The organism is Danxiaibacter flavus, from assembly GCF_041060425.1.
GTDB classification, from domain to species: domain Bacteria; phylum Bacteroidota; class Bacteroidia; order Chitinophagales; family Chitinophagaceae; genus Danxiaibacter; species Danxiaibacter flavus.
In genome coordinates this window covers 425,574-449,604 of the sequence record NZ_JAULBC010000001.1, presented here as the reverse complement: position 1 = coordinate 449,604, position 24,031 = coordinate 425,574, and the positions used below count along the sequence as shown (strand labels likewise).

Here is a 24,031-nt window from a genome sequence, read left to right as displayed (position 1 = left end):
CAAAGGAGCACAAAGGTTTGAACCACGGAGGCACGGCGACACGAAGAAACACGGCGATTTTTTTGCCACTAAGCCACAAGATCGCAAAGCGGCAGAAAGAATTAAATTAGAAAGCAGTTACCCCTTCTCCGCAATCATTGTCAATTTTCAACTATCCCCGCCTGAATGACTTCTGTCGGGCAGGAATTGTCAATTAGAAAAACTCTTCCGCGCCGCCGCTTCTTTGCGTTCGTTGCGTGAAACAGCATCCTACCTATCCCGCTTTAACCCTGTTCTGTTCTTCGCTGGCGCCGTTGTCGTTTTTCTTGCGGGGAGCATCTTTCAGCGGCTTGCCGAAGCGCCAGGTGAAGGAAATATTTACAACGCGTGAATCACGGCTTTGAATGAAATGTTCGTTAACATTCTGGTATTTGATGTGGCCGTCTATCACCTGTGTATAGAAGATATCGCGGACATTCAACTTCACTGTTCCTTTGTTTTTCAAGACCTGTTTTGACACACCGGCGGAGACCTGTCCAAACGGCCCGATGATAAATTGACCTTCTATATCCTTGCTATTGTAAAAGCCGGAGAGTTCTGCAGCCCAACCTTTTTCAAATTTGAATTGGTTGTTCACATTTAACTGGCCGTTCCATGCCGCACTTACAATGCCCGAACCATTGGCAAAACCATTTACTTTTTTATAATTCGCATTTACATTAATATTTACGTTCCACCATTTCACAACATCTTGTTGCCAGTTAACGCGGGCTCCAAAGTTTTTCATTTCGCCAAGATTACCATCGGTTAAAATAGTCACCTCTCCTTCCGTTCTGAAAATATTGGTAAAGTATTGTGTTGTTTTACTATAGCTTAAAGTGGTTGTTATTTTATTCTTCCACACATGGCTCAACTCAAGATTGTTTGTATACTGCGGCAATAAAAATGGGTTACCCTGTGCGTATGTGTACTTGTTAATGAAGAACAGAAAAGGATTCAGGTCCTGGTAAGCGGGCCGGTCAATGCGGCGCCCGTAAGAAACGGTCAGCTGATTACTGCTGTCAACATTATAGCTTGTGTACAAGGTTGGAAACAGGTTGTTATAAGTGCGATTAAAAGCAGAGTCTTTTCGTTGTTCATTACCCAGCTGATGGCCTTTATAGTTTGTATTTTCAAAACGCAAGCCAAGCTGCAGACTGAATTTCTTCCATTGCTTATTCAGGTTGGCGTATGCTGCATTGATATTTTCTTCATAAATAAAATGATTGGTCTTTTCATAGTCAATTTTCCAGTCATTATTATACCAGTTATAATAGTCTGCGGTGTTATCGGTCTTAACGTAGCTTGTCTTTATGCCGGTTTCAAGTTTAAGACTTTTCTTAAAACTTTGAGTGTAGTCTGATTTAAAAGAATAGATCCGGATATCTGATGGCAGATTGCCCCGCAAAATATCCATGGAGATATCTGTCCCATCCGGATAATAAGAATGATTGATAAAATTCTGCGTATTAGTTGCACCGTACCGGATATAATCAGCATCGGCTGTTAGCTCACGCGCTGAATCAAACTGATGTCGCAGGTTAAGATTAAAGGATCCATTTGTCCAATGACTATCATCCCTGCTATTTGTTTGCGCGATAGAATCCGTATTACCGCTGGCATCCTGTAGATAACCTGTGCTATTGTTTTTCCCTGTGCGGTTGGTTATAAAACCATTGGCGACAAATCCGATCGTAGTTTTTTGTGACAAATAATAATCCATTCCTACTTTTAAACTATTTGTAAGATTGCTTCCTTTAAAGTGCGTAGGTTGGTCAAAAATGGACGTCACTTTACCATCGGAACCTGTATAAGTACGCATAATATGGAGATCGCCAAACCCTTGCCCGCCATTCAATGCATAGTTCATAAACACATTGAATTTTCCGTTGCGATAGTTCAGGTTCAGGCTGTTGTTGGTTTTCGGATAACGCCCCTGACCATAGCTGGCTGTAACGCTGCCGTTAAACCCTTTGGCTTTATTCTTTTTAGTCTTGATATTGATGATCCCGGAATTACCTGCTGCATCAAACTTCGAGGAAGGATTACTCATCAGCTCGATCTGGTCAAGCTGGTTGGCATTCATGCTGCTTAACAAGTTGGTAAGATCGGCACCGGAAACATACGAAGGCTTTCCATCAATCATTACCGTTACACCGGACTTACCATTCAGGCTTATATTACCATCCTTATCAACCACCACGCCCGGAGATTTTTCCAAAACTTCTAATGCGGTTGAACCGACATTGGTAACAGCTGCATCCACATTTACAACCATCTTATCCGGCCTTGCTTCGATTGCCGGTCTTTTAGTTGCTACCGTCACATTCGCCAGCCCGTTTGCCGCAGCAACCAACTCTATCGCCCCTGCAGTTACGTAATCTCCGTCCTTCACTACAGCTATTTCTTTTGAATAGGTTGTTGTATAGTTTAACGCGGCAACTGATATCAAGTATTTGCCGGATGTGATTTTATTTATCACATAATTCCCATCCTTATCGGAAACAACCATTTTCACCAGAGATGAATCTTTTGAAGAGAGCAATGATACAGTAGCCCCTTCTATACTTTTCCCTCCGCTTTTAACAGTCCCGACTATTTTTCCGGCATTACCCTGCGCAAATGCAAGGCCCGTTATTAAGAGGAAAAGCAGGCCCAAAAGAGTAATTTTCTTAATCTGAATCATTGCAGCTATTTAATGGTCTAAATTGTATTTTGATGCAAGTTGTCAGCTTAGCAGCAACAATGAAAGCAAATAAGGATAAACGGAAAAGATATTATACGAATGGATTCGTACAACAAAATCAGTAAATTCCGTTTATGCAACCAACTCAATCTATTTTAAGCTGTGACTGGGGGACGTCAAATTTTCGTTTGCGCCTCGTTGATACCGACAGCAATTCAACGATAGCCGAATTTGAATCACAGTCAGGAATCACCCAGACTTATCAGCAATGGAAAGAAGCAGGCGAAAAACCTGACACCCGCCTGGAGTTTTACCTGGCACAAATACGAAATGGAATTGAAGCATTAGAAAAACAACAGAACATTCAACTGAAGAATGTACCGGTTGTTATTTCAGGAATGGCCAGTTCCAGCATTGGGATGATTGAATTACCCTATAAGGACGTTCCGTTTCTTGTGGACGGATCAGATCTTTCAATACACACGATCCCTGCAAGCACTTCATTTCCGCATGAGACGCTCGTTATTTCAGGAGCAAGAACGGGTAACGATGTAATGCGCGGAGAAGAGACACAACTCGCAGGCTGTCACCAGGCCGCGGAAACACATGAACAACTTTTTATTTTTCCCGGAACACACTCCAAACATATTGCTATACACAATGGCAGGGTCGTTACATTCAAAACATATATGACCGGGGAGATCTTTAACCTGCTGTCCCAAAAAAGCATTCTTTCTGTGAGCGTTACTGAAGGCCGCAATCTATCGGCAGGAAACAATCTGCATTTTTTTAATAAGGGAGTTACAGAAAGTCTGCAAGGCAATTTGCTAAACCACCTGTTTCACATACGCACCAACCAATTATTTCAACAATGCACTAATGAAGAAAATTACTATTACCTCACAGGCTTGCTGATCGGTTCTGAATTAAAAGATCTGCAACAACAACCTTTTCCATTTATACAGATAGTGAGTAATACGGCACTTGCACAATACTACCAGGCTGCATTGAATCTTTTATTTGCACAGCAGGATGTATCCATTCAGATCGTTGACGGTGGCAATGCTGTAACTGAGGGACATGTGCATATATGGAAGAGAACGCAAAAATTATATTGTTAGTAATATTGCAAATCAATGTCGATTAATTAAGAGTTGTCAATGTCGAGCGTCATTGCCGTCTGCTTTAGCTGACGGAAAACGAAACTAATTGAATATGGCTTTAGCCACACAATCCTTTTTTTTGGGCTAAAGCCCGGTTTTAAAGATCAACCACTGTCCGTCAGCTAAAGCAGACGGCAATGAATCGAAGGCAATCAGCTTATGTAATGATCTCTCATAATAATTTTGAATGTGGCAAACCAAATTCCCCGTCGAGGTAACGATGCGGATGCTGACTTTCTTATGTAGTCGCTATAAGTGCAGCGTGATTACTTTTTTTATTAGCCAGGATGGTGAATGGCAGGAAACATCTCGCAAAGTTGACAATGTATACTTAACCAAAAGATATTGATATTTGCAAATAGCAATGTTTTAATTAACGCAAACACAGATACAAATGAAAACACCTTTTTCATGGGAACGATTTGAGAAAGTACCGATAGTGGGTATCATGAGAAATTTACCGCTACACATTATGCAAAAGCTGGTGAGCACTTATATTGACGGAGGGCTTACCAACCTTGAAATAACCATGAACTCCGCTGCAGCCACAACCACCATAAAAGAAATTGCCGACAATTTTGGAGATCGCTTAAATATTGGCGCAGGCACTGTTTGCACACTTGCAGAGCTTGATGCAGCCATCTCGGCCGGCGCTCAATTTATAGTAACACCAATAGTTAATGAAGATGTTATTACGGCTTGTGTAAATGCAGATATTCCTGTTTTCCCGGGAGGTTACACCCCTACTGAAATCTATAAAGCATGGACGCTGGGCGCCAGTATGGTAAAAATATTTCCGGCAACAAGGCTGGGACCAGAATACATTAAAGAAGTTCTTGCGCCGCTGAACAAGATTAAATTGATGCCTACGGGAGGAGTAACGCTGGATAACTGTACCGACTTTATGCAGGCAGGTGCAAAAGCACTCGGCCTCGGAAGCAGCTTGTTCCCCAAAGAGCTGATTGCAACAGAAGACTGGAGTGGGTTGAAGAAAATATTTGAATCTTTTGCGTACAAGATGAATGCGTGAATTAACAATGGAGAACTAATTGCGTTTAAAATACAGCATTAACGATTACGCTTATTAATGTGGCAGCAATCATACCTTTTCTTTAAAAGAGAAATAGGGTTACACAGAGTGACACGGAGAAGACACTGAGGTGCACAGAGAATAAGTGCACATCGTTCCTGGTCGTAACAACCCAACATTTATACAATAAGATTATATAGAGTAGGAATAAACAAGCTATTCAGGCATTGTCAGCCCTTCCAGCTCTTCAATCTTTTTTAGTATGATTTTTTTACGATCAATTTCCACAAGACCTTCATTCAGCATTTCATTTAATATCCTGAAGACAGTCTCATAAGTGGCCCCGGTGTAAGATGCAAGATCCTGGCGACTGAGTTCAATATTCAAAGCGCCGTCCTTAGTCTCCCCAAATTTTTTCCTGAGAGACAAGAATGCATTGGCAAGCCGCCCCTTAACAGGCATATGAGCAAGGTTGCGCATATTTTTTTCCGACTCATACAGTTCCTGTGCATAAAACTTAAGCAACTCCTGCGTCAGGTGTTGATTGCAGGTTAGTGAAGCATTGAAGAAGTCAAGGTCAACATAGCAGACTGTTGATGATTCAAGTGCAGTTGCTGATACCGGATACACATTACCACTTCCAATCCCTCTGTGCCCGACTATATCTCCTTTGGTTGCAAAACGTAAGAGCAAATCCTTATCATCGCCCCATTTTTTATGAACCTTTATCGTTCCGTCGTAAACAAAGTACATTCCTTTCACTTCTTCATCTTCGCTAAACAATACTTCGCCTTTCTTTAAAACAATGTTTGTTTTGGCCGCACCAATCGCAGGCTTCCACTCTTTCATGGATAAACGGCATAGGTAACAGGTTTGCAGATCGCATCCAGCCTTACTCTTCTTCATGTAAAAAAATTTCTTTTAATATCCTGATCACATCCGAAACTCAAGATACATATTCTAAGAACGAAGTTAGAATTTGCCGGTTACATTAATTTAATTTAGGCTAATAGCATATGCAAGATTGAATAAATGTTTAAGCGGTTTGGCGTGCATAATCCGGATGCAGGCGAACCATTTCATCCACAGCATTAATATTTACAACTTCACCTATTATTATTATTGCGGGATTGGTAATACCCGCGTAAGCAGCTTTAAGTGCTATATCATTTATAGTACCGGTTACAGATTTTTGCCGTGAGGTTGTACCATCCTGTATTATTGCTACGGGGCAATTGCGTTTTCCTGCTTCAATGAATATGTCCACTATCTGCTCAAGCTTACTCATGGCCATAAGTAACACAATTGTCGCGGACGATTTTGCGGCGAGATACACATCGGAAGAAATCTCTCCGCTTTTGGTTGTGCCTGTAGCCACCCAAAAACTCTCATTGACGCCGCGGCAGGTAAGCGGAATCATGGAACCGGCAGGAACGGCCAACGCACTACTTATTCCCGGCACCACTTCCACACGCATTCCCGCACTTCTCGCAGTATCAATTTCCTCCTGTGCACGACCAAAGACAAAGGGATCGCCTCCTTTTAAACGGACGATATTTCTGTGCTTTAAACCATACTCTATAATAAGTAAATTAATTTCCTGCTGAGACAAAGCATGACATCCGAACCTTTTTCCAACAAAAACCTTAAGCGCAGAAGGAGACGCGTAACTCAATAACTCCTCATTAACCAACGCGTCATATAAAATAACATCTGCCTTTTTTAACACCCGTATAGCCTTTAGTGTAATCAACTCCGGATCACCCGGACCCGCTCCCGTTAAATATAATGTTGATTCCATATAACACATTTTATTATTAAAAATATATCATAAACCATAAAAAACAATCAACATTTACATTAAAAAACTGTTTAAATACGATATTAATAATATTACTGAATCAATTTTTGATTATTTTTAAATCACAATACAAATATTACTATTAAAACTAATTTATTAACCAAATAGCTAACTATGAAAATTGTTGTAATAGGAAATGGCATGGTTGGATATAAATTCTGCGAGAAAATAATCGCCAAACAGGGCGTGAATATTGAGCTGGTAGTTTTTGGCGAAGAGGTGAGGCCCGCTTATGACAGGGTTCACCTTAGCGAATTCTTTTCAGGAAAATCTGCAGAGGACCTGACATTAGCTCCAGGTGCATGGTATATAGAAAATAATATAATATTACATACAGGTGACCCCGTAAAGAAAATTGACAGACAAAACAAGGTTATAGAATCCCATAAAGGCACTATTGAATCGTACGATTACCTTGTGCTGGCGACCGGCTCTTCAGCTTTTACACCATCTATTCCGGGAATGGAAAAAGATGGCGTATTTGTTTACCGCACCATTGAGGATCTGGAAATGATCACAGACTTTGCTAAAAAAGCAAGCACCGGCGCAGTTATCGGCGGGGGACTGCTTGGATTGGAAGCAGCAAAGGCCCTTCTGGACCTGGGCATAACCGACACGCATGTTATAGAATTCGCACCCAGGCTAATGCCACGCCAAATAGACGAAGCCGCTTCATCTGTGCTGACTTCCCAATTAAAAGAACTGGGCCTCACCGTTCACACCAGCAAACAGACATCTGAGATAACCGGAAATGGTTGTATTGACGGATTGAAATTTGCAGATCAATCACACCTGAAAACAGACATCCTTATTATCTCAGCAGGCATTATTCCAAGAGATGAGCTGGCCAAAAACAGTGGATTAAACACAGGACAACGGGGCGGCATTGTTGTTAATGATTTTATGCAAACTAACGATGACTGCATTTATGCAATTGGCGAATGCGCTTTATACAACAGTATGATCTATGGGCTTGTTGCACCGGGTTATGAAATGGCTGAAGTAGCAGCTACACATATTACCGGTGGCGATAGAAAGTTTCAGGGATTTGACATGAGCACAAAGCTGAAACTGATTGGTGTGGATGTAGCCAGCTTCGGTGCACCATTCGCCGCCGAACACGAATGCAAGACGGTTGTATTTAACGACAATAGCAAGGGCGTTTACAAACGAATCAATATTTCTCCGGACGGCAAGTACCTGTTAGGCGGCATTTTAATTGGTGATGCCTCAGCCTACAACATGCTGTTGCAAACCTGCAAGAACAACATCATTCTTCCGGCAAATGCAGAAGACCTGCTGTTTGGGTCGAGAAGCTCAGAAAATAAAACCGCAGGCGTTGAGAGCCTGCCGAATGATGCACTGATCTGCAGTTGCGAAGGAATTACCAAAGAAGACATCTGCAATGCCGTAACATCCGGCTGCGAGAGTGTTGACGCTATAAAAAAATGTACAAAAGCCGGAACCGGTTGCGGAGGCTGTGCACCAATGCTTAAGGACCTGATGCTTTACACAATGAAGCAGCAGGGCAAATATATACGGACCACCATTTGTGAGCACTTTGACTATTCCAGACAGGAACTGTATGATCTGATCAAACTAAAAGAACTTACCTCCTTCAATGAAGTAATAGACACAATTGGACATGGCGACGGTTGTGAAATTTGCAAACCGGTAGTCAGTTCAATTATCGCGAGCTTGTGGAACGAGATGATCCTGACAAAAGGCAATGACACCGCACAGGACTCCAACGACCGCTACCTGGCAAACATTCAAAAAGGCGGCACCTACTCAGTTGTACCAAGAATACCCGGCGGAGAGATTACGCCGGACAAACTAATCGTAATAGGACAGGTTGCGAAGAAATATAACTTATATACTAAGATTACGGGTGGACAACGCATAGACCTTTTCGGCGCACATGTAAGCGATCTTCCGCTGATTTGGGAAGAGTTGATTGAGGCCGGATTTGAAAGCGGGCACGCATATGGTAAAGCATTGCGAACAGTAAAGAGCTGCGTAGGATCTACATGGTGCCGGTTTGGATTGCAGGATAGCGTAAGCTTCGCCATCCAGGTAGAAGAAAGATACAGAGGCCTAAGGGCACCGCACAAAATTAAATCCGCGGTATCCGGCTGCATCCGCGAATGCGCAGAAGCCCAATCAAAAGACTTTGGCATTATTGCAACCGAAAAAGGCTGGAACTTATATGTATGCGGCAATGGCGGATCTAAACCACAGCATGCGTTATTGCTGGCTACAGATATAGACAGCGAGACCTGCATTAAATACATTGACCGCTTCCTGATGTTCTACATTAAGACGGCCGACCCGCTTACACGCACTGCAACCTGGCTGAACAAAATGGATGGCGGCATAGACTACCTGCGCAATGTAGTAGTCAATGACAGCCTGGGCATTGCAGAACAAATGGAAAGAGAAATGCAACAACTGGTAGACAACTATCAATGTGAATGGAAGGAGGTAGTTGATAATCCTCATCTGCGCAAAAGATTCTCACACTTTGTAAACGCACCGGAAGAAAAAGATCCAACCGTTACGTTCGACAGTTTGAGAGATCAGAAAAAAGCAGCACAATGGTAGCTATTACGGTTACATAAGATACACTATATACGATATCGAAAAGAAATAAACAACCGCAAAATTGGGTACTTCGTACCCGCCTGAACCGATTCATTCGGGCAGGCTTCGTAAATCGTACTTATTCAAACACCAGGCTTACTTAAAAAAGAATAATACACGAATGCTTGTCATCTGATAAATAAAATGGCCCGCTTAGGCGGCAACCTTCACGGGCCTGTAGTTTTAAACCGATCCATCAATTTAAAACCAAGCGAATGTACACGAAAAAATTGTGCATGAAAGCTATAGCTGCGCTTTTGTCAGCCATAGCTATTCATCAAACCTCCACGGCACAACTTACCGTTGCTGCACAACTGCGAACGAGAACTGAATTAAGAGACGGCCAGGGCGCCCCACTGCCCGAAAATGCACCAGCTGCACTCTTCACATCTCAACGAACGAGGCTAGGTCTATTATACAATACTTACCGCATTAAATTAGGCCTGACTATACAGGACGCGAGAGTTTGGGGGCAGGATGTTTCTACCATCAACAAAACAACCACCGCAGATAACAACGGATTGATGCTTCACGAAGCGTGGGCCGAAATATTATTAACCGACACCACTTTAAAAGATCAATCTCTCAGTTTTAAAGTCGGAAGACAGGAACTGGTTTATGATGACCAAAGACTAATAGGCAATCTCGATTGGTTACAACAAGCGAGAAGACATGATGCGGGCGTTCTTAAATATGAGCGCAACAAATGGATGTTACACGCCGGTGTAGCTTTTAACCAAAATAAGGAAAATGCCTCCGGTACAGTTTACAATCCAGTACCACCGGGTAATTACACAGCAAGTACAAATGGTGGCGCCATGTATAAAAGTTTCGAGTTTTTATACGCCGGCAGAAAATTACAAAAGGGCAATGCTTCTTTTCTGCTCTTCAGCGATCAATTCAGCAAGTACCATACTGACAGCAGCACAAAAGTTTACCAGGCAGGCACGTGGTCAAGGCTTACAACGGGATTTTACTTTAACAATCAATATGGCAAGATAGGCACCACGGCTTCTGCCTATTATCAGTTTGGCAAAAATTCAAATGGCCAGCAGTTGAGCGCTGGCTTGCTCAGCGGTTTTGTGCAATATTATTTTACAAAGAGCTTTAGCACTGGCGCAGGCGTTGATTATACAACCGGTGGAAGCAATGGCACAACAAGCAACGCCTTTGATCCGCTATATGGAACGCCGCATAAATTCTGGGGATTGATGGACTACTTTTATGCGGCCAGTCCGTTTGGAAAAGGCGGGCTTACAGATTACTACATAAAAACCAAATTCAAACCATCAGACAAGTATTGGCTCACTGCAGATGTTCATCAGTTTAGCAGTGCCGCCTCCGTTATTGTCCCCGGAACTCCCGACAATAAAAAGAAAAGTTTTGGCCAGGAGATTGACATTACTGGAACATACAACGTCACCAAACAAATTTCTATTGAAGGAGGCTACAGCCATTTCTTTAGCACAACGCTGCTCACCTCACCTAATGTAAAAAATGTACCAAACGCTAAGGCCGGTGCAAACTGGGCTTACGTAATGATTAATATTAAACCGGAATTCATTTTTAAATAACTATTCAAAAACACAATAATATTTATCCTTAAAACGCAGAAACCAGGTATGTAGCTTGAAGAATAACAAGCAATGCAAGTATTATAGTTTCAGCGATGAACCCTCACGCTGTAAACAACTTATAAGCCTAAATTTGACCGTAGCGAAGTTTTTTAAACCATATAAGGCATATAAGGGAGTATAAGATTTACCTCGGAGTTAATACTGACTAGAGCAGTTTATACTTACGCAGCCTGTTTGTGCCCTTCACTATTGACCATTCACTATTCACTAGTTGTATAGAAGTAAGGTGTCGGGCGTGCCAACGTTTCTTTGTAAACAACTGATAAAGCTTAAAGCTCAAAGCCTAAAGCTGACCGAAGCGAATTTTTTTAAACCATATAAGTCATATAAGGGCGTGTAAGACCTTACCACCCTGGGTTAATGCTGACTAGTGTAGTTTATGCCTACTCAGCCAGTTTGTGCCCTTCACCATTGACTATTCACTATTCACTAGTTGTATAGAAGGGATATAAGAACATTTAAGAAAATGCCTGCGGCATGGGGGCCCAACTTCAAACATGGAGATCATAAATATTGGGCTGAGGCTAAAGGCCTCATAGCATTAGCCCAGGGCAACGCCCTGGGAATGATAATAAATGGGGATCAAGCCCTGAAAGGGCGAAAGAAAAGAATAAAATCAATTAGTAAAACTGCAACTTAAAAAATCCATGCATTCGAACGAATTCTCCTGTTACGCCAAGCTTCAAGCTTTGGGCTTTGGGCTTTAGGCTTTAAGCTTTAAGCCCGCTTACCCCTTCTTATCGGAATGTCCCAAACTCTTGTACGGGTTAACCTTATCACGCACTTGTTGTTTCAATTCTTTGATATCAGGGAAATGACCATCTTCTTTTCTATCGAATATTTTTTCATCGTTGTAAAAGATGGTATAGCGACCATTTATTTCGCTTGGCTGCAAAAGAACTCCTTTGACGTCGTCCGTAAAAGTAGTAAGCAGTTCTTGCGCCATGTATGCTGCGCGAAGCATCCATCCGCATTTGGGACAATATTCGATAGTTATCACTGGTTTCATAACAAATAATCTTATGGCAAAGGTATTGCATTCTGGCACGGAGAACTTTTATCCTTAAAAATGAAGAAATCAGCATCAATAACTTTACTCAGGATTAATGAGAACATCAGGGATTTTGGTTTAGGGGAAGAACTAAATTCATGAAAAACCGTTCGATAAGATAAAATAGTAAGGCACTTCTTACTAGATGAGTCTGTTACAATTTCGCAAAGTGCCTGCCCATCACATACAGATGGGAAAGGGTTTTGCGAAGAAGCTCTCGGAGAGATTTTGCGGAAAATGAAAAACTGCAACAGCCTACATTTGCTTTAGCTTATCCAATACTCGCTCAAGCAAGTCATTTTTCTCTTTTTCCGCTTGCAATAGTCGTTCATAAAGCGCAACAATTTTTACTTCATACAACTCAATGATTCTTTCAATCGGATTAATTTGATTTTGAATCGCGTTATCGTGGAAGTTGTTGTTTATGTTGTGAATAGCCTGCTCCGTGTCAAAATTCTTTATTGCCTCAACAGGCACTTTCAGTACGCTGGCAATTTGTTTCAGCAACTGTTCGTCGACCTCTTCTTTTTGTTCTAACAGAGATATTTTCCTTTGATTCCAGTCTTCGCCCAGTTCCAATGCCAACGCTTCTTGTTTGATCCCAAGCATTTCTCTGAAACGTTTTATGTTGCGCCCCTGGTGGATTGCTTTTTCCATATTTATGATGAGTTGGAGACAAATATAATAAAATACCATAAAGCACAGCGAGTGACATGTTTAGCAGAGACTTGCAAAGAAAAAACTTACGGAAGCAAAAATCACATCGTTAATCCCGATGCAATCGGAAGAAAATTAGTGGACACGAGGTGACCCTGCGGAACCTCGCACCAAACGTGTTAGTGATGCCCTTACCTGAGATTTTAAACGCAAAAGCTTGCGCTACAGTATAAACATATAACAACTCAGAATAACAAAGCCGTTAGTTGAGAAATCAGCTAACGGCTTTCTTTTTATCCTTTAAGCTGTGACCTTATAGATTACTATAGCCCTTAAAACTATTCATTTCAAAATCTCCATTTTCTTGCCGTAAGTCTATAGCATACGCCAAACAGTATCATACTTGCCACTAACTTTACAAATCAGCTTACAAACTCAACAACACATTTTCCAATCAAAAATAACCCCATTCCATCCATACAATTTAACCCTGCACAAGTACTCCACGCTCATTACCCTCCCTGCATACTTGCGCTAGTTTACATACTTGGACTAGATGAGCGACTTATATACCTTTATGGACATAATAAAAAGTCGTTCATCCATGACAAACTATCTGGCATCAACATATTAAATTTTCTATAATCATCTTTAACACAGAGAAGATAACAATTAGATGGAAAATTAGAATTGTATAAAACTGTTATCTTTAAACCTTTAAGTCTATCATTTAACTCTGTAACAGTTCTACAAAAATTGCCTAACCTTTTATTGTCAGAATATCGTTCTTTGTTAACCCAATATGAGAAATGTACATATTGCGCTCCGCCTCTTCCTCCCTGATAATAACAATACTCGATTGTTGCTATTGTAGACTTGTGATCTTTTTTGAGTAAATTGAACCAATAAAAACCAAACGCAAAAAAAAGAATAAAAAAAATTAATAAACCAAGCAATATTCTCTTATTTCTTTTACGTTTTTCTGCGTCCATTGGTGTTAGATACATCTGTACCATTTTACATTTCCTTTCTTCCTCGCAAAGTCTCCATCAGGGTTTTGTGCGAATGCCTGGGACTTTGCGTTTAAGAGAAGAAATAAATTTATGAACAACCAATCGATAACACAAAATAGTAAGGTACATTTTACTGGATAAGTCTGCTCCAATTTCGCAAAGTCCCTGCCCATCACACATAGCCAGCGAGGAGACTTTGCGAGGAAGTTCTTGCCGCGGTGACTGTGTGGGGAATAAAATCCTTGCTTATCTGGCGAACTACTCGATCACTTATAAATATATTCTGGGCATATTCTTTCCAAACTTCCCGAAAGTGTATGTATAAAAACTTTGACACTATCGTATGTTTCTTTCGTATATGGCAACTCACTTTCAAGGCGTCCCATTTTTTCAACCCATATTCTGTATAGTCTACTATCGCTAATTAGCATACTATCACAGGCTGCCTGCGCATACTCTTTTGAATACCCCTTGTTTAGTAACTGTCCATAATAATTGCATACTTTTTCAGAAAGCATATTGCACTCCGTTTGTACATTTCTAGACTTACAACCAAGGAGAATCGTAGGCAAAACAAAAAAGACCTTTATTATTTTGTTCATATAATTATTTTGTAGGATTCCAGTTTGGCTTGTAGTAAAAGTCGTCATTAGTCCCATAGTCATAAGAAAAACTATGTTTACGAGGAGTACCATTTTCATTATCACCATTGTCCTTAACAGTAGGGTCACCCGCTTGTCCTTTTGGTGTCGGTCTATTTTTCAATTGATCAACTGACAAACACAATGGAATGGTTGGTATGTATAAACCTGCTTTATTATTGATTAATCCATTAACCGTTGAATTATAAAAATTGGCAGCCTCTTGTGTATTCAATGCATCAGGGTCCCCACCTTTAACGCGCCCCGTATAATTGAACCGCCGACCAAAAACACCTTCTTCAGACATTGCTCCATCTTCCAATCTTCCCCTTCTGGCACTTAAACCCGCCCTGCTGCGAGCCCAATGCCCGCCTTCATGCATAACCATGATGTGCACCAAAAACATCCTATAGCCAATCTCTTTTCCATCACCAGATTTAAGCGCTGCTTCAAGATCATCAAAAAAGCTGAATCCAATAGATAGGTTATCAGGATACCCATAAATGTCTCCTTCTCTTCCACCGCGAGCCTGCCCAAATGCGAAGACATTTAATTGACCTTGGAGACCTCCTTTAAATTCTTCATCAGGTCTAAATGGAGTTATATAAGGGCCAGAACCATATGTCAATAATTCATTCCAGATTTTTATTCCCAGCCCCTTTTCAAACCTCATACTATATATCCACTCATCACGTATTGTAGTATTTCTTTGCAATGCTGGCAATATTGTTCCTAAATACTTTGCCAAAGTGGGATATCTCTTAACAAAAAATGGAGAAATCTTAAACATTCCATTGTAGTCAGTCATGTTAACTGGGTTTGCCCCAGCAAACATGTAAGGAGTTTCTGACGAAAACATGCCTGCATAAGGATCAACACTGGTAAAGGTGCCAATTCTTGGATCATAAATTCTAGCGCCGAAGTCATAGGCATTAGCCTTGGCTTTAATGTCATTATCCATCTCCTTACCATTAAACCCATACCTATATTTATCTGTATTCAAATACCTATTCACCATTACCATTCCAAAAGGCGTATAATCTTGTCCACTCACAAAATCGGCATAATAATAATCCATAGAGTTACCGCCATTGCTGGTGTGTTGCAAATGCTTATCACTTACCGTAGAAAGCACGTTACCCAGGTGATTGCTTAGTTCAAAGATCTTTTTGCCTCTTGTAAAGTTAAGTGAATAGCCATTACCCAACAATGTCATAGGTGTCTCCTGGTTTGTAACAGGATTTTTCACATTAATCTCCGGTTTCCATAACCCCAAGCGACTGCTTCCATACAAATCCACTTCCTGCTGTGTAAGGCCATTTACGCTGTTGTATACACTTAGTACATTTCCCTGCGCGTCGCGTACATACCAGGTGGTATCTGCCCCCACAACTTTGCTTATCCGGTTGCCGGCCGCATCGTAGGTATAGCTTATTACTGTACCGTTGGTTTTGGTTATTTGTTTAATTTTTCCATATACCGTCCAGTCAATATTGCTGATTCCTTCCTGGTTGTCTTTTACCAGGTTACCAATTGCATCATACGAATAATTACCCGCGCTTTGGCCATCCATATCTTCGGTATACCATGTGTTTGTGACAGTATCTTGTATATAATCAAGCTTGTTGGTTCCGGCAATATAATTATACTTCAGCTTATCCATATCCGTCTTATTCTTCTGTCCATCACGTCGCAGGGTGAGTATATTGCCATTGGCGTCATAGGTTATTCTCTCCAGGTTACCACCTGTATTGTTTATTGTTTGCCATTTTCTTCTCCGCAAAGTCTCCATCAGAGCTTTGTGCGAATGCCTGGGACTTTGCGTTTAGGAGAAGAAATAGATTTATAAAGAACTATCCGATAACATAAAATAGTAAGATGTTTCTTACCTGATAAGTCTGCTACAATTTCGCAAAGTCCTTGCCCATCACACATAGCCAGCGAGGAGACTTTCTTCTCCGCAAAGTCTCCATCAGAGGTTTGTGCAAATGCCTGGGACTTTGCGTTAAGGAGAAGAAATAAATTTATGAAGAAGCATTCGATAACGCAAAATAGTAAGATAGTTCTTATTTGATGAGTCTGCTACAATTTTGCAAAGTATCCTCGCTGCCCATCACACATAGCCAGCGAGGATGCTTTGCGAGGAAGTTCTTGCCGCGGTAACTGAGCTAAAAAGGAACCATCTAGGCAGCTTATTTCATATAAGTACTACTTGTTGTTGGTACGCTACGCTCATATTCTCTGCGGCATACCAACAACGGCGGGCTCCGTGCTGGTTCAACATCAGCTTTACGCAATGATTCAGTCTATGATTAGCACTCTAATCTTCAGGAGAAGAAATAAATTTATGAAGAACTATCCGATAACATAAAATAGTAAGATAGTTCTTATTTGATGAGCCTGCTACAATTTCGCAAAGTCCCTATCCATCACACATAACCAGCGAGGAGACTTTGCGACGAAGTTCGCGCCGCGGTGACTGTGCCAAAAAAGGAATCATCGTCCGCTTATTTATTATTAGCACTATTTGTTATTGGTACACAGCGCTCATATTCTCTGCGGCATACCAACAACGGGGGCTCCGTGCTGGTTCAACATTAGCTTTACGCAATGATTCAGTCTATGATTAGCACTCTAATCTTGCTTTCGTCCAAGTCACGAGACGGCAACATTTGCAACCTCCCGCACCTGCGTACTTCGTAACTCGCACTTTATCTCACATCGTACACCGTACCCGCCCGAACGTGCCGTCGGTACGGGCGGGCATCTAACATCTTACATTGACTGATTATAAGCAATTCAAAAATTAAATTCCACAAAGTCTATCAATTTAGTAGATTTTAATTACATTCGCGTTAAATACAATCGATAGCATTAGCTATTCCATTTATTTAACTAGTAATTTAACCGTGATGCAACCGACAACTACAGCTCCCCGCGTACAATTCGTTTCCATTAATGATAGGGTTAATTCTTTTGTCTGTTGTTGCTGCTGATCTGTTCCTTCTCTTCTAACACTTAAGCAATCTCAATAAATCAAGCTAATGCAACCGCATACATACGGTGGTGTAATTCGTATCAGAGGGTGGCCATCTGGCCTTCATATATTGATAAGGTAAAAAAGGGACCGCAATTGTTGGAGCAGCTACGGTCCCGGTTAAAGGCCCGGACGTGAATCCTGCAGAATGTTGACAGCATACCTGCAAGGGCCTTATTGTGTCATTTAAAACAAAACAAACTTATGAAAAAACTGCTTACATGGATAAGTGTACTACTGCTTGTTCCATTTACAGTTATGTCTCAATCCACACAGCCGGTAACAACTTCCGGCAAAGTTGCCTCTGCAAAAGGAGAGCCTTTGGAAGGCATCAGTGTATTTGTAAAAGGCAGCCGCAAAGGAACCGCTACCGATAAAGACGGCAACTACTCTATTTCATCTTCATCAGACGCAACGCTTGTTTTTTCCGGCGAAGGATTTAAAAGAAAAGAAGTGCGGCTGATCAACGACAATGCCATCACCGTTACCCTTGACCAGGAGGTTGCCACACTCGCAGGCGTTGTTGTAGTGGGCTATGGTACGCAACGCAAAAAAGATGTAACAGGATCTGTTTCGTCCATCACATCAAAAGATTTCAATAAAGGCATGCAGGCTTCAGTTGATCAACTGATCAGCGGCCGTGCTCCCGGTGTGCAGGTAACCCAATCCAGTGCAGAGCCTGGAGGTGGCGTTTCTATAAGGATCAGAGGCGCCAACTCCATCAACGCAAACAATGAGCCATTGTATGTTATTGACGGATTGCCGATAGACAACTCTCCGGTTACACCCAACTCACCCATCACAACTGATGGCGCTGTTAGAAATCCTTTAAATGCACTGAATCCTGCAGATATAGAATCAGTAGAAATATTGAAGGACGCTTCTGCAACAGCAATATATGGCTCACGCGGCGCTAATGGCGTGGTAATGATCACTACAAAAAAGGGCGCCAAAGGTGCACTAAATGTGACCTATAATGCGTCCGGATCTTTGCAGGAAGTACCCAATACCATACCTATGCTCTCCGCACAACAGTACATGGCGCTTTTGAATGATCTGAGGGCTACACAAAACCAACAGCCGGAGTTTATGGAGGACCAGATTAAGGCTGTGGGTAATGGCACCAACTGGCAGAAGGAGGTATTCAGAAAAGCTTATGCACAAAACCAGCAATTATCTTTTTCAGGAGGGCAGGAAAAATTAAACTACTACGCATCCCTTAATTATATGAACCAGGATGGAGTGGTGATCAGCTCCGGCATCAAGCGTTTCGGGGGAAGAGTTAACCTGGCTTATAACGACACTAAATTTAAATTCGGTATCAATCTAAACACCAGTGTAGTTAAAGATGATTTTGTACCTAACGGAGTAAGTATTAATGAATCTGCAGGCGTTATCAATACAGCTATCTTCCAGGATCCTACGATACCGGTAAGAAATCCTGACGGCACTTATGGCCAGACACAAATTGTAAACCTGGAAAATCCTGTTGCACTGGCAAACGAAACATATGATGTCGCAGAAACCAACAGAACATTCGGCAATGTATTTGGCGAATACTATGTTATCCCTGATCTTTCTTTTAAAGTAAATTTTGGCGCAGACAGGCAAAGCTCACGCCGCGACAGTTATATCGGTCGTCAAACCAAACGTGCGCAAGGCACAAACGGTGATGCGGATGCACAGGTAAACAATGCCAATAACTATCTTGTAGAATTAACAGGACGTTACACTAAGACATTCAGCAACATTCACCGTTTTGAAGCATTGCTGGGTTACACCTATCAGCAGTTTGATTACAATTCATTACAGTCAGGCGCACAGAACTTCTCATCTGATGCATTACTGGATAACAATCTTGCTGCTGGCTCCAGGTCTACTTTTTCAGTTGGTTCAGGCAGATCAAAGAATCAATTACAATCTTATCTCGGAAGAATCAACTACAACTTACAGGACAAATACCTACTTACTGTTTCTGCGCGTATTGACGGCTCATCCAAATTTGGCGAGAACAATAAATATGGCTTCTTCCCTTCTGTGGCAGCAGGATGGAGAATAAAAGAAGAACAGTTCCTTAAATATTTCACTGCATTATCCAATCTTAAACTTCGCGCGAGCTATGGGTTAACCGGCAACCAGGATATTGGAAGCTACAAATCACTGGTGCTGCTCGGTCCACAAGGACAGGCCATTTATGATGGCACTTCTTATGTTGGCATTTCGACCATCCAGTTACCCAATCCTAACCTGAAGTGGGAAACTACTTCCCAATTAAATGTGGGTGTCGATTTCGGATTCTTTAACGGCAGATTGAGCGGTACGCTGGATTATTTCTACAAAAAAACAAGCGATCTTTTATTACAATTACCCATTCCACGTACAACAGGTTTTTCTACAACCTACAAGAACGTTGGCGGTATGGAGAACAGGGGATTTGAAATTGGTATTAACACGATTAATATAGAAAGACCATTTTCGTGGAGAACATCACTCAACTTTTCAGTGATTAAGAACAAAGTAACTGACCTTGCCGGTCTGCCATACATATTACAGGGAGAAGCGGGCTTCTCGAAAGATTTTACCATCATTCAAAAAGGTGCACCGCTTAATTCATTCTACGGATATATTGTTGACGGTGTATTCCAGGAGAAAGACAATATTGCAGGCTCTGCACAACCGTTGTCAAAACCCGGCGAATACAAGTACAGGGATGTTAACAACGATGGACAAATCACCACTGCAGACAGAACAATATTAGGCACACCGTTTCCGGATTTTACATGGGGCATTAACAATGATTTTTCATACAAAGGATTTAGTCTTTCATTCTTCTTTCAGGGCGTGCAGGGAAGCAGTGTGTTTAACCTGAACAGAACAGAATCCGAGAATCCAAATTCATTCAGAAGAAACAGGTTGGCAGAATCGTATACGGACAGATGGACGCCGCAGAACCCAACCAATAAAAACTCATCGGGCATTGCACCATCAGTGGCATACGCGACCAACATCAACAATCGCGCGGTTGAAGATGCTTCTTACGTAAGATTGAAGAATGTACAATTAGGCTATTCCTTTCCATTTAAAAACAGCAGGGTATTCAAAGGCGCCCAGGTATATGTAATCGCGCAAAACCTGTTTACTATAACAAACTATACAGGATCAGATCCGGAAGTGAGTGCATTCGGCACTTCGAATGTAAGAGCAGATTATAACGCTTACCCCTTGACGAAGATCTATACTGCCGGCATCAACGTAACCTTTTAAACTTAAGATCATGAAAAGAATATTTGCACTACTTATATTAATACAACTGGTAAGCTGCGAGAAACCTTTGCAGGAAGATGTTTATTCATCTTTTGGACCGGATAATTTCTTCACAAAAGCAGATGACGCGGAATCCCTGTTAAATTCAGTTTACTCGTCTGAGCAGCGCCGCGGGTTCCGCAATTACCTGTTAATGGCGGAAGTAACCAGTGACATACTTATAGACAGGGAAGGCGGTTTAAGAAGTCTCGCTCAACCGTTGGAAGATTTTACCTGGAATGCCTCTCACGAGTTCTTTGCAACAGCATGGACCATACACTATCAAACCATTTACCGCGCAAATCTTGTGCTGGACCAGGTTCCTGCCATACCAATGAATGATGACAGAAAAAAACAGATCGTGGCAGAAGCGCGCTTCCTGAGAGCGAGTGCCTACGTTATTCTGTATGATCTTTTTGGTCCGACACCGCTGATGACATCAAGCAATAACAGCAGTGACGACAGACCTTCCCGTGCCACGAAAGAAGAATTTATACAATTTGTAACGACCGAGTTCCAGGAAGTAAGTGATATTCTTCCTGTTGTTGCACCGCAATACGGGCGCGCCACAAAGGGTGCCGCGTTATCTCAGCTGGCCAAATTCTATCTGAACAACAAAGACTGGCAGAAGGCTGCGGATTATGCGAAGAAGGTAATAGACTTGGGAGTTTACAAGTTATTTGACGGAGCAAACCGCACAGATCTTTTTGATGTAAAAAATGAAAAGAACACTGAGTTTATTTACATAAGGCCAAACATTGCCCAGCCAGGATTGGGAGACAATTACCTGCCGCATGCTGCGCCACCGAACTATAAATTCAAGGCTCCCCCTAAAACAAACTATGCTACACAGTTAAAGACGTTGTCAGCTTTCTACGATACGTTCGATCCGGCAGATCAGCGAAGGGAAGCTTTTCTTACACAGTATGAAGATATCAACGGCAAAACCATTATACTCGGTACAGATGATAAACGCAGCTTTAAGTTCAGGGAAGACCTTTCAGCAACAGGTGAAAGCATGGGCAACGACTTTCCTGTCATCAGATATGCAGACATTCTTCTTACAAGAGCTGAGGCATTGAATGAATTAAGTGGCCCCAACCAAGAATCGATTGATCTTATTAACGCCGTTCGTGAAAAAGCTAAAGTAGCACTACTCAAACTCAGTGACTTTCCAGGCAAAGATGCATTGCGCGCCCATTTGCTGAAAGAAAGAGGCTGGGAGTTTTTCTCTGAGGAATTACGCAGACAAGATCTGATCCGTCATGGAAAATTTATTGAGTATGCAAAAGCAAGAGGAAAGGTTGCTTTTGATTACCAGGTGCTGTATCCTTTGCCGCAAAGTGAGATAGACAGAAATCCGAATTTGGTGCAGAATGAAGGATATAAGTGATGGGGATGTACGACGTTAGATGTACGGTGTACGATGTGGGGGGAAGTACGAGTTACGAGGTACGAAGTACGCAGGTGAAGCAGTTTGTGTTTATCGCTAGCTGGCAACATAGCTGAAAGCTAGAATATAGATCACTGATTGCAACACTGCTTAAGGCCACTGTTAGAAGGGGTGTAGAAGTTGCGGTTCTTCGAAGAAAGAATGTAGCGCAATACCGCAATAATAAGGCAAGATGCACTTTGGAGAGGCGTTGGCCGGGCAAAACGGCCGGAGGCATCGGGTTTGCCTTGATCTTTTGGTTCTTTTGGATCAAGCCAAAAGAACAAGAAAAAAAAGAACTCAATTCAAATGATTGTTTATTTTCTGAATGTAACGAAGTACTTTAAACTTATAATACATCGCCACTTTGTTATTGTTTAAATAAGACCAATACATGAAAAAGATTCTGATTGCTTTTGTGTTAGTGCAGTTTTTGTTACTACAAACGATAAGCGCACAAACAAAGGATGACAAACGCACAAAGCCGAATATTATTACCATATTGGTGGATGACATGGGCTATGCTGACATTGGAGCCAATGGAAGCACTTATTACGAAACACCAAATATTGACGCATTAGCTGCTAATGGTATACGCTTTACCAATGCGTATGCTGCTGCAGCCATCTGTTCTCCCACGCGGGCGGCGCTGATGACAGGAAAGTATCCCGCTCGGATTGGCATTACCGACTGGATCCTGGCGGACTTCCAGGGAGGGAAAGTTGTCAACGATCAAAATCCAATTGATTATGTCAACACAAAGGGTAAACCGTTAAGCTGTCCGCCAAATCCATTGTTTATGGAACTGAAAGAAACTACTATTGCCGAGCGATTGAAACAAAATGGCTACACAACCCTTCACATTGGGAAGTGGCACCTCGGGCCGGAGAAATGGTATCCAACCCAACAGGGATTTGATTACAACATCGGCGGCTCCGACCTTGGGCAGCCTCCCTCCTATTTTGATCCTTATGAAAATTACAATAAGGATAGCGTGAAGTACAATATTGCCACGCTTGCACCACGAAGACAAGGCGAGTATCTGACAGACAGATTGGGTGATGAACTTATTAACTTTATCGCTCAGCATAAAAACAAACCGTTTTACGTCAATTGTGCACCTTATGCTGTTCACACACCATTGGAAGGCAAGAAAGAACTTGTAGAAAAATACAAGCAAAAGAAGGCGGGAGAGCAGAACAATCCAGTGTATGCCGCTATGATAGAAAGTCTCGATCAAAATGTGGGTAAGCTGGTTAAGGCGCTGGACAGCCTGCATTTATTGGAGAACACGGTCATCATCTTTACATCAGATAACGGGGGACTATTGCCGGTGACCAACAATCTTGGTTTGCGCAGCGGCAAGGGTTATCCGTATGAAGGCGGCATTAAAATTCCATTGATCGTTTACTGGAAGCAACATCTACAAAAGCCAGCAATAATTGATCAGCCGGTTATAACAATGGATATTGCGGCTACTATTGTGAACCTGTCCGGTGGCGATCAAAAACTGGAGGATGGCAATAGTATTCTGCCCTTATTGCTTGAGCCGAAAACAAAACGCGCAGAAGATCTGTTCTGGCATTTTCCGCATTATCGCGGTAAGGATGTGACACCGTATAGCATTGTCCGTTCCGGAGACTTTAAGTTGATCAGGTATTATGATGATACACCTTTTGAGTTATATGATCTTAAGAGTGATCCGCTGGAACAACGCAACATTTACACAACCCATCAGGCACAGGCCACAGCATTGGAAAAGAAATTACGGGCATGGCTTTCTGAAGTAAATGCCAAACTCCCGGTTAAGAACAATCAAACAGCAAACGCTGCTACTTTAAAAAATTAAAAACAATCAA

15 protein-coding genes are annotated in these 24,031 nt (G+C 41.8%); 7 read left to right on the top strand and 8 right to left on the bottom strand.

Annotation, left to right across the window (positions count from 1 at the left end; genetic code table 11):
• Nucleotides 1-253: 253 nt before the first annotated feature.
• Nucleotides 254-2,704: a TonB-dependent receptor domain-containing protein gene (locus QTN47_RS01750; RefSeq protein WP_369327586.1), complete on the bottom strand. Its 2,451-nt coding sequence runs from the start codon at nt 2,702-2,704 to the stop codon at nt 254-256.
• A gap of 134 nt (nt 2,705-2,838) precedes the next feature.
• On the opposite strand from QTN47_RS01750, the gene QTN47_RS01745 reads away from it, so the two are divergent.
• Together QTN47_RS01745 and QTN47_RS01740 are read left to right on the top strand one after the other, a co-directional pair.
• On the top strand, nt 2,839-3,825 hold the full coding sequence (locus QTN47_RS01745; protein WP_369327585.1) for a 2-dehydro-3-deoxygalactonokinase: 987 nt from the start codon (nt 2,839-2,841) through the stop codon (nt 3,823-3,825).
• A gap of 436 nt (nt 3,826-4,261) precedes the next feature.
• Entirely contained in the window at nt 4,262-4,897 is a 636-nt protein-coding gene (locus QTN47_RS01740) for a bifunctional 4-hydroxy-2-oxoglutarate aldolase/2-dehydro-3-deoxy-phosphogluconate aldolase (RefSeq protein ID WP_369327584.1), read from the top strand.
• A 216-nt stretch (nt 4,898-5,113) separates the two neighbouring features.
• Here QTN47_RS01740 and QTN47_RS01735 read toward each other — a convergent pair whose 3' ends face one another.
• Nucleotides 5,114-5,803: a Crp/Fnr family transcriptional regulator gene (locus QTN47_RS01735; RefSeq protein WP_369327583.1), complete on the bottom strand. Its 690-nt coding sequence runs from the start codon at nt 5,801-5,803 to the stop codon at nt 5,114-5,116.
• Between the two features lie 130 nt (nt 5,804-5,933).
• Nucleotides 5,934-6,698 (bottom strand): uroporphyrinogen-III C-methyltransferase, encoded by a 765-nt coding sequence (cobA, locus tag QTN47_RS01730; protein ID WP_369327582.1) that lies wholly within the window; start codon nt 6,696-6,698, stop codon nt 5,934-5,936.
• Nucleotides 6,699-6,872: 174 nt separating this feature from the next.
• Here cobA and nirB point away from each other — a divergent pair, with 174 nt between their 5' ends.
• Nucleotides 6,873-9,362: a nitrite reductase large subunit NirB gene (nirB, locus tag QTN47_RS01725; RefSeq protein ID WP_369327581.1), complete on the top strand. Its 2,490-nt coding sequence runs from the start codon at nt 6,873-6,875 to the stop codon at nt 9,360-9,362.
• A gap of 275 nt (nt 9,363-9,637) precedes the next feature.
• Nucleotides 9,638-10,975, top strand: coding sequence for an alginate export family protein (locus tag QTN47_RS01720; RefSeq protein ID WP_369327580.1), 1,338 nt, complete (start codon nt 9,638-9,640; stop codon nt 10,973-10,975).
• Between the two features lie 790 nt (nt 10,976-11,765).
• On the opposite strand, the gene QTN47_RS01715 is transcribed toward QTN47_RS01720, so the two are convergent.
• From QTN47_RS01715 to QTN47_RS01695, 5 genes are all read right to left on the bottom strand, one after another.
• Nucleotides 11,766-12,047, bottom strand: a complete 282-nt coding sequence (locus QTN47_RS01715) for an Rdx family protein (protein ID WP_369327579.1) — start codon at nt 12,045-12,047, stop codon at nt 11,766-11,768.
• A 297-nt stretch (nt 12,048-12,344) separates the two neighbouring features.
• Nucleotides 12,345-12,746: a helix-turn-helix transcriptional regulator gene (locus QTN47_RS01710; RefSeq protein WP_369327578.1), complete on the bottom strand. Its 402-nt coding sequence runs from the start codon at nt 12,744-12,746 to the stop codon at nt 12,345-12,347.
• Between the two features lie 575 nt (nt 12,747-13,321).
• Nucleotides 13,322-13,753: a hypothetical protein gene (locus QTN47_RS01705; RefSeq protein ID WP_369327577.1), complete on the bottom strand. Its 432-nt coding sequence runs from the start codon at nt 13,751-13,753 to the stop codon at nt 13,322-13,324.
• Between the two features lie 272 nt (nt 13,754-14,025).
• On the bottom strand, nt 14,026-14,361 hold the full coding sequence (locus QTN47_RS01700; RefSeq protein WP_369327576.1) for a hypothetical protein: 336 nt from the start codon (nt 14,359-14,361) through the stop codon (nt 14,026-14,028).
• Nucleotides 14,362-14,365: 4 nt separating this feature from the next.
• Nucleotides 14,366-16,192 (bottom strand): RHS repeat-associated core domain-containing protein, encoded by a 1,827-nt coding sequence (locus QTN47_RS01695; protein ID WP_369327575.1) that lies wholly within the window; start codon nt 16,190-16,192, stop codon nt 14,366-14,368.
• 1,449 nt (nt 16,193-17,641) lie between these two features.
• On the opposite strand from QTN47_RS01695, the gene QTN47_RS01690 reads away from it, so the two are divergent.
• The 3 genes from QTN47_RS01690 to QTN47_RS01680 all read left to right on the top strand — a co-directional run bounded on the left by QTN47_RS01690 (nt 17,642) and on the right by QTN47_RS01680 (nt 24,021).
• Nucleotides 17,642-20,701, top strand: coding sequence for a SusC/RagA family TonB-linked outer membrane protein (locus QTN47_RS01690; RefSeq protein WP_369327574.1), 3,060 nt, complete (start codon nt 17,642-17,644; stop codon nt 20,699-20,701).
• A gap of 10 nt (nt 20,702-20,711) precedes the next feature.
• Nucleotides 20,712-22,133, top strand: coding sequence for a RagB/SusD family nutrient uptake outer membrane protein (locus QTN47_RS01685; protein WP_369327573.1), 1,422 nt, complete (start codon nt 20,712-20,714; stop codon nt 22,131-22,133).
• A 433-nt stretch (nt 22,134-22,566) separates the two neighbouring features.
• Nucleotides 22,567-24,021, top strand: a complete 1,455-nt coding sequence (locus tag QTN47_RS01680) for a sulfatase (RefSeq protein ID WP_369327572.1) — start codon at nt 22,567-22,569, stop codon at nt 24,019-24,021.
• The last annotated feature ends 10 nt before the right edge of the window (nt 24,022-24,031 follow it).